This window comes from Frankia sp. CeCAU1, from assembly GCF_977971845.1.
This window is the reverse complement of record NZ_CDWWXA010000196.1, coordinates 1-6,748: the sequence shown is the minus strand read 5'-3', so window position 1 is coordinate 6,748 and position 6,748 is coordinate 1. Positions and strand designations below refer to the sequence as shown.

General features: G+C 67.2%; 9 protein-coding genes. 8 read left to right on the top strand and 1 reads right to left on the bottom strand.

Features of this window, described 5'->3' with window-relative positions; genetic code table 11:
* The 5 genes from AC08OO_RS21860 to AC08OO_RS21840 all read left to right on the top strand — a co-directional run.
* On the top strand, positions 1-519 hold a 519-nt coding region (locus AC08OO_RS21860), incomplete at its 5' end, for a hypothetical protein (protein ID WP_476619002.1).
* A gap of 20 nt (positions 520-539) precedes the next feature.
* Positions 540-1,565 carry a tetrahydrofolate dehydrogenase/cyclohydrolase catalytic domain-containing protein gene (locus AC08OO_RS21855; RefSeq protein ID WP_476619001.1) on the top strand — a complete coding sequence of 342 codons (1,026 nt, stop codon included), beginning with the start codon at positions 540-542 and terminating at the stop codon, positions 1,563-1,565.
* A gap of 555 nt (positions 1,566-2,120) precedes the next feature.
* Positions 2,121-2,618, top strand: coding sequence for a hypothetical protein (locus AC08OO_RS21850; protein WP_476611576.1), 498 nt, complete (start codon positions 2,121-2,123; stop codon positions 2,616-2,618).
* A gap of 14 nt (positions 2,619-2,632) precedes the next feature.
* Complete coding sequence (locus AC08OO_RS21845; RefSeq protein ID WP_476611575.1) at positions 2,633-3,211, top strand: SNF2-related protein; 579 nt, start codon at positions 2,633-2,635, stop codon at positions 3,209-3,211.
* Between the two features lie 207 nt (positions 3,212-3,418).
* Positions 3,419-3,838 carry a hypothetical protein gene (locus tag AC08OO_RS21840; RefSeq protein WP_476611574.1) on the top strand — a complete coding sequence of 140 codons (420 nt, stop codon included), beginning with the start codon at positions 3,419-3,421 and terminating at the stop codon, positions 3,836-3,838.
* 420 nt (positions 3,839-4,258) lie between these two features.
* On the opposite strand, the gene AC08OO_RS21835 is transcribed toward AC08OO_RS21840, so the two are convergent.
* On the bottom strand, positions 4,259-4,945 hold the full coding sequence (locus AC08OO_RS21835; RefSeq protein WP_476611573.1) for an HD domain-containing protein: 687 nt from the start codon (positions 4,943-4,945) through the stop codon (positions 4,259-4,261).
* Between AC08OO_RS21835 and AC08OO_RS21830 the strand changes: the two genes are divergently transcribed.
* The 3 genes from AC08OO_RS21830 to AC08OO_RS21820 all read left to right on the top strand — a co-directional run.
* Complete coding sequence (locus AC08OO_RS21830) at positions 4,944-5,792, top strand: hypothetical protein (RefSeq protein WP_476611572.1); 849 nt, start codon at positions 4,944-4,946, stop codon at positions 5,790-5,792. The two genes, AC08OO_RS21835 and AC08OO_RS21830, sit on opposite strands and share 2 nt — an antisense overlap.
* Before the next feature lie 223 nt (positions 5,793-6,015).
* The gene (locus AC08OO_RS21825; RefSeq protein WP_476619000.1) at positions 6,016-6,441 is read left to right on the top strand and encodes a hypothetical protein; all 426 of its coding nucleotides are present in this window, start codon (positions 6,016-6,018) and stop codon (positions 6,439-6,441) included.
* A gap of 11 nt (positions 6,442-6,452) precedes the next feature.
* A partial coding sequence (locus tag AC08OO_RS21820) for a hypothetical protein (protein WP_476618999.1) occupies positions 6,453-6,748 on the top strand: 296 nt, incomplete at its 3' end.

Here is a 6,748-nt window from a genome sequence, read left to right as displayed (position 1 = left end):
ACTCCACCCCCACCACCACTCTCGGAGAACACGATGCCCACTGGCATTCAGGCTTTGATCGTCGACGCTGCCGGTACCCGCCGGGTCGCGATGCTGCTGTCCTGGCCGCACACCCTCGGGGGCGAGGCGTTCTGCCTGGCGCGTCTGCTGCTGCGCCGGGATCCGGCTCCGGCGGTGGCGATCCTGTCCGAGCTGGCCGACAACCCCGACAGCCGCGGGGTGACTGGGGACATGCCCGCCGCGGCTGACGCCTTCCTCGAACGCATGCGGCCCTACGCCGTTCTTGATCCCAGCCGCGTGGTGTGGATCGCCCACCACGGCCCGTTCTCCTCGTTTGATTCCGATGACGGGCCGGAAACGTTCACCCACGTCACGATGGCCTACCGAGGCGGTACCTTCCAGGACGATCTGCGCGGTCACCGGCTGCTCTCGCCCGAGCAGGTCCACGACGACATCGCACCGTTGCAGCTACATCCGGCCCCCGCGGTCCTCACCGAACTGCGGTCCGTCCGCATCTGAGAAAGGGCTCCACCGCGCGCATGCCCCCGCTTGAGACCCATCGCCTGTCGGGCACAGCCCTGCTGCGTTCGGTACGCGAGGACCTTGCCCCTTACCGGGACGTCATCGAGCCGACCGGAAAACGGGTGGCAATCATCCGATTCGACGCCGCGGATACCGATCCGCCGTTGCGACGATTCCGCATGGAAGCCGCCCGTGTTTCCGCTGATCAGAAAGTCAAGGCCTTCTCGCATCTCGGCTTCGCTGTTGACCATCAGGTTCTTGCCCCCACCGTGTCGGCGGCCCGTTTCGCTGACCTGCTCGACCGCCTGAACGACGATCCCCGCACGTCCGCGATGATCGTGCAGTTCCCCCCGCCGCCACGGCTGACCCCGCTGGTCCAGCGGATAGCACCGGCCAAGGACATCGACGGGCTTCTGGAGGCCCGTTCCCCGCAGCCGGCGTGCGCGACCGCGGACGGGATCGCCCGGCTGGTCCTCCCGTTCGCCCTGGACAACCCGACCATCGCGGTGGTCGGGGCACACGGGTTCGTCGGCCAGGGAGCCGTACGGCTCCTGACCGCACAGGGCCTCACAGTGCGGGAACTGGACGTCGGCGACGACCTGCGCACCCTGCACGAGGCCGACATCGTCGTCTCGGCCACCGGCCAGCCGCATCTACTCACCCCGGAGCACATCCGCCCTCACCACCGCCTTGTCGTCGACTCCGGGTTTATGCCCCGCCCCGACGGCACCGTGGCCGGGGACCTTCACCCGGATGCCACAGCCGTTCCGCAGTACGTCACCCCCGTGCCCGGGGGAGTCGGCCCCGTGGAGATGGCGGTCCTCATGGAACGCATCACCCGCCAGGAGGCCGCACCCGACCTTCCAGCCTGGACGGCACCGGTACTCCCGTACCGCACCCGCGGCCAGATAGCGACACGCAGCGCCTTCCCTACCCGGGCCGCGCCCACCCGCGCACCCCGCGCTGCGCCGCCGACCCCCGCTCACCCGCAGCGCAGGCTGCCCCCCGGTACAGACCGTGGACCAGGCGGGAGAGCCCGATGACCATCAAGCAAACCAGGGAGTCCCGCACCAGGACTGGATTCAAGCACCGCCCAGTCCAGCGCCGCACGCAACGACAGCCGTTACCGCAGCCGAGGCGGCCCGGCAGCCAAGTAGCGGGTAGCGGGTAGCGGCCACCTGGGTGCCCACCCAGGAACCGTTCAGTTGCCGCACACCGTGATTCAACGACTCCTGCGGACGAGGCGTCCTCGACCCGGCCGCGTCGTACCCGGCAGGAAGGCATCGTCGCCTGGCGGCAGAAGCGAGGGGACCGGCAGGCCTTGCTGATCGCCCGGCTGGAGGAGATGGGGCCGGACACGCCTGCGTTCACCGACCTCGCCAACGCGGGTCGTATCGGCGGCAACGAGATCGAGACTCGGGTGGTGGAGTTGCTCGGGGTGGTCGCGGAAAGCCGCCCCCGACAGGGGCAGCCGTTGGACGCCGGTACCCGCGTCCGGGTCAACGTGGTCCTCGACGCCACCGCACGCCGTGTCGACGCCCTACAGACGGCGGCGGGCGCAGCCGACGCGACAGACGACGTGCGCGCCAAGGCCCGCCGTGAGGCGGCAGCGCTTCAGGCAATCCAGCTCTCTCGGTCAGGTCATCGACTTCGCCGAGGCCCACGGGATCCCGCTGTCCGCCGACGTGCTGGTGCTACGCGACCTGGCCGAAGCCGCCGCGGCAGCCGAAGCCGCCCTGCCGGATGTGACCGTCCACGACGGACAGCTGCAGGTCCGCGCCGAACGTTTCTCCCCGGTCGACAACGCACTGTACGCATACAACAACGACACGAAGGCCTGGCAGGAGAACTACTGCTACCCCCCGGTGCATCTCGATCCCACCGGGCTGCGGGAGATCCTCGCCGCCGCCGGGTTGAGTCTTTCCGACGACGCGCAGGCGCTGCTGGCCGTCGAGGAGGCCCGTCAGGAAGCGAACCGGGCGGCGGCCAGCGCGATCGTCGCCGACCCGATGCCGGTGCCCGGCCTGGCCCCGACGAGCAGATCAAAGACCAGCAGTGGCCGGCGATCCGCGCCGCCGTCACCCACCGCCAGCTGATCATCGCCGATGAGATGGGCTGGGGTAAGACCCTGTCCAGCATGGCCGCTCTCGCTGTCGACGGGGCGCTACCAGCGGTAGTGGTCTGCCAACCCTCCCTGACCGAGAACTGGCGAAAGGAGATTGCCCGATTCTTCCCTGACATGCGGGTACATGTGGCCACCGGTCGCACCCCCCGCCCGATTCCCGCCAGCAGTGACATCGTCATCATTGGTACCGCCGCGCTCGGCACCGTCGACAAGACCCGACCCGCTGACACCCTGCACCCCTGGGTGGCTACCCTCGCCGCGCACGGGCTGCGGGGACTCATTCACGACGAGGGCCAGGATGGCAAGGAAGCGAAAGCGAACCGGACGAAGGCGCTCGCGGCGCTCGCCGCCCCGATCGTCGCCGCCGACGGGATGGTGCTCGATCTATCCGGCACCCCGCTGCTCAACCGGCCCAAGGAACTGGTCGCCCAACTGGCGATGCTCGGTCGCCTCGACGAGGATCGCGGCTCGGGCGGGGTGGGCCTCCAGCTGTGGATTGTTCTTGGCCAGCCAGGCCGCGGCCACGATTCCCAGCCGCACAGGCTCGGTCGGATCCTTCTCTGAATCTGAAGCGGAGAAAGGCTCGGATCTGTCCACCGACCAGCAGACTCCTCACCCAGACGTGGCATTCTATGAAATCTCTATGGGGGTGGTGAACACCAGCCTGAGCGCACCCAAACCGGGGGCACGCCGCCACCCCCGAACCCCGCAGAGGGTCCGCGCCGGGGGAGCCGCTCCCATAGAGCCGGCTCCAGAGTAGGAGGCCGGAGGATGGCAGAGCAAGTCACCGCCGAGGAGATCGCCGAACGGCACGGTCGGGCGGTGTCGTCGGTCCGGGTCAACTGGCTACCTGATCCGACGTTCCCGAAACCAGTGGGCAGCCGGCCGCGGGCGAACGGCGCTCCCGGCCGGCGGCTGAAGACCTACGACGCCGACGAGGTGGCGAAGTGGGTTGCCTCCCAGCCCCGCAAGAATCCACCCCCGAAGATCATCTATGGCGGTCATCCGGACGAACTGGTCACCCTCGGCGGATTCGCGAACCGGGCCGCCTGGCCCGACGGCCGCCCCGTCAGCAGGAAGACCGTCCACGACACGGTCAACGCAAGCCCCCTGCAGCCGAGGCAGGGAAGGTTGTACCGCGCCGGCGACGTCCTCACGCTCATGAACAACCGGCGGGGATCAGGCCGCTGACCCTCCCGGGAACCGCTGGCGTGGCAGACCCGACCGCAGCGGCGGATACCGGCACCAGCGCCACCGGCACGTCTGGCGTCCGCGTCACCACCGGGAAAACACCTGCGAGAAGCGTCATCCTTCGGACAGGAATCCTTGCCAGGCTGTCTCCCCGCCCCGCACGTCGCGCCAGGGCGTCCAGGGGCGGCCGCACCATCCCCGTTTCCCGGGTGCCGATCCGTCTGGACACCGCAAACACGTTCACCCCGGCCGCTGAGGGGGCATCCGCAGAAACACGCTTCCGCAGCTTACATGTGTGGTATTCTATTAAATGCAAGGGCGGGGGGAGGGAGCCCCCGCCGGACACACGCAGAAGACTGCATCGAAGGATGGGTCGATAGTGTAGCCAGAACTCCGGAAAGAGAAACGGGTCGGCCTCGATTACCCGACAAGATCAAAACCGTATCTCTCGGCCAGGCACCGCAGATCCGGGTGCCCGAACTCGTAGGCGAGAGAGTCGAATTTTCTGACCTTGTCCTCGCCGAAACGCCGGGCCTGCCTACGGTAGGCCGAGCAGGACAGAAATTTCGGCGGATCAGTCTTCGTATGAAACTTGTCCGCGTACATGACCAGACGCTCATCCGTCGTCGACGCAACGTAATCTTCGGGTGGCAGAGGAAGACGCTGAAGGCGTATGTCTTCCTTGGTGAGACCCACTCCCGTGTGGCATGACGCGAACCGGCAAAGTTCCTCGCCAAAACCCTCGTCCCTCAAGACCTGATATCCGAGTACACCGTGCTTGACGTAATTCCCGTGATCGAGATTCCCGTTCACGTCGTATAGCCGGTACACCCCGATGTCGTGGAGCAGGCACCCCGCGCGTACCAGCGCCGGGTCTATGCGATCCGCCGCGCTCCGACTCGGCAGTAGCTGCTCGGCGATCTCCTGAACGATTCGGCAATGCGTGTAGACGAGCTCAAACGCTTCCGGCGTCGGCGCATGCCTTTTGTGTAGGTCTTCGATTTCTTCTGCTCCGGGCAGCGAACTCATGGTGCGCATTTTATCACCGGATTGCGTCCCGATCGCCCAAGTCATCGACTTTCGTGCTGCGAAGAAGAGAGTAATCATGCGGTCTTTCTCGACTCTTTCCGCTGCCGCCACCTTCATGGAAGGCGAGATCGACAAGCCTGTCCGAGCATCCGAAACACAGCGCGGCGGCGTAACTCTCCGCATGATCATTCGCTGCGCGAAGGAGTTCCTGACGGTCCCTGGACATAACAGGATACGGTTCCAACGGATCGGTTCGTTTGCCGGCGTGATGCCGGAGGCCGCCGTCTCTGTGGGCCCGATGCTGCACCGCGTTCCCGCTCTGGAGACGCATCCGATCAATCATGATCCATCGTTGGGAAGTCGCCCCCCGCTCGGAGATAATCGCATCGCACGAATGATCCTCTTCGGTAGCGCAGACGGGGCAACACATCTGCGTCTGTTCGACGGGCGGCCCGCCAGCATCGTGTTCCCGGGTGTGACCCCGAACGAGGCGTTCGCCTCCATCGAGGAGAGGGTTGAGTGGGGATGCTTCCTCGATTCACCCCAGACCTCCAAGCTCTGCGTCAGCCACGGAAATGCGGTCGCGAGCTACGGCAACAGGCACTACCTCAAGTGGCCGTCATCGGACATCGGCGACTACCTCTGGGTGCCCGACCAGGGACGACCAGGGACGACCAGTCTCCAGCATGATCACCCTGGGGTAACCGGACCCGAACCCAGAACACCGAAAAGGCGCTGCCTGGGATGGGGATGGCCGGCCGTCCAACCTCACCCCTATAGGAGCTCCACGCCTGTGCAGAACGCCTCACGTCTCTACCGGCTCATCTTCGACCGGATCGGCGAGTGCGAGCACGTCGAGCCGTACGTCGTCGCGTACGACGACCGGCGGGCCGTGCGTAGCGACGAAACCGGGTACTGCACCTGACCGACCCGTCGGTACCCCGGCAGAGCAGCTCTGCCGGGGTACCGATGTCCGTTCTCCCGGGAACGGTCCTGGTGGCCGCCCCCGGTTCGCGTCCAGCGCGGGCCGTACGGCGGCTTCGTCGCCGCCCGCGAGGCCGCATTGCGGGAGTACACCGACGCAGCACCCGGGCAGCGTGACGACGCGGTGATGGTCATCGCCTGTCCGATGCCGCATCGGCTCGCCGGTGGCGCATCGGCTCGCCGGTGGCGCCGTGGTCGCGTGGACTGGGGACGTCTGGGCCTACGTGCTGCGTCCGGGCGGAACCCTGGGGCAGGTCACCCAGGACCGCACGCTCGGAGAAAAGTTCCGCCAGCCCGGCCGGGACCCCTGGATGACCCGGATCGCCGCAGGGTTCGATCACATGGTCACCAGCACCGTGCAGGACGGCGCGATCGATGAGGTGCGGGTCCTCGGACCGGCCATGCGGCTGCTGCTGTACTCCGACGGACTACAACGTGTCGTGGACGCCACCGCTGTCACGGCCGCGCTCGCGACCGGCAGAGTGCGCGTTGCCGCCGACGCACTCCTGGCCGCCGCTAAGCGCTGGGGACTGCGGGACAACCTGACCGCCACCGTCATCGGACCGTCGTCTGGTCGTATCTGGCTTTGATCCCCTCTCCCTTGACCGCGACGGCGGGCACCGAGATGCCCGCCGTCGCGTCGTTGTGGAGTAACAGCGTCGCGCTAGGGGATGTTCCGGATGTGCTGGCGGAGTTGCTGGAGCTCCCCACGCAGCTGGACGGGCCCACAAACATCGGTCTGCTGTTCGACCTGCTACGCGCACAGCAGGTAGCTCTCGTCGGCCAGCAAGGAGCCTTGGAGCGCCAGCAGGCCAGAATCCGGGCGCTTGAGGAGCAGGTAGCTGAGGTGCGACGTCAGCTCGCCGCGATGCCACAGCAACCCCCCGCGCCACCCGC

Bases quoted from the DNA above. Each gene is read 5' to 3' on its own strand.
- AC08OO_RS21840 (WP_476611574.1), top strand. From the start codon at position 3,419: ATGGCAGAGCAAGTCACCGCCGAGGAGATCGCCGAACGGCACGGTCGG.
- AC08OO_RS21845 (WP_476611575.1), top strand. From the start codon at position 2,633: ATGGGCTGGGGTAAGACCCTGTCCAGCATGGCCGCTCTCGCTGTCGAC.
- AC08OO_RS21855 (WP_476619001.1), top strand. From the start codon at position 540: ATGCCCCCGCTTGAGACCCATCGCCTGTCGGGCACAGCCCTGCTGCGT.
- AC08OO_RS21835 (WP_476611573.1), bottom strand. From the start codon at position 4,945: ATGATTACTCTCTTCTTCGCAGCACGAAAGTCGATGACTTGGGCGATC.
- AC08OO_RS21830 (WP_476611572.1), top strand. From the start codon at position 4,944: ATGCGGTCTTTCTCGACTCTTTCCGCTGCCGCCACCTTCATGGAAGGC.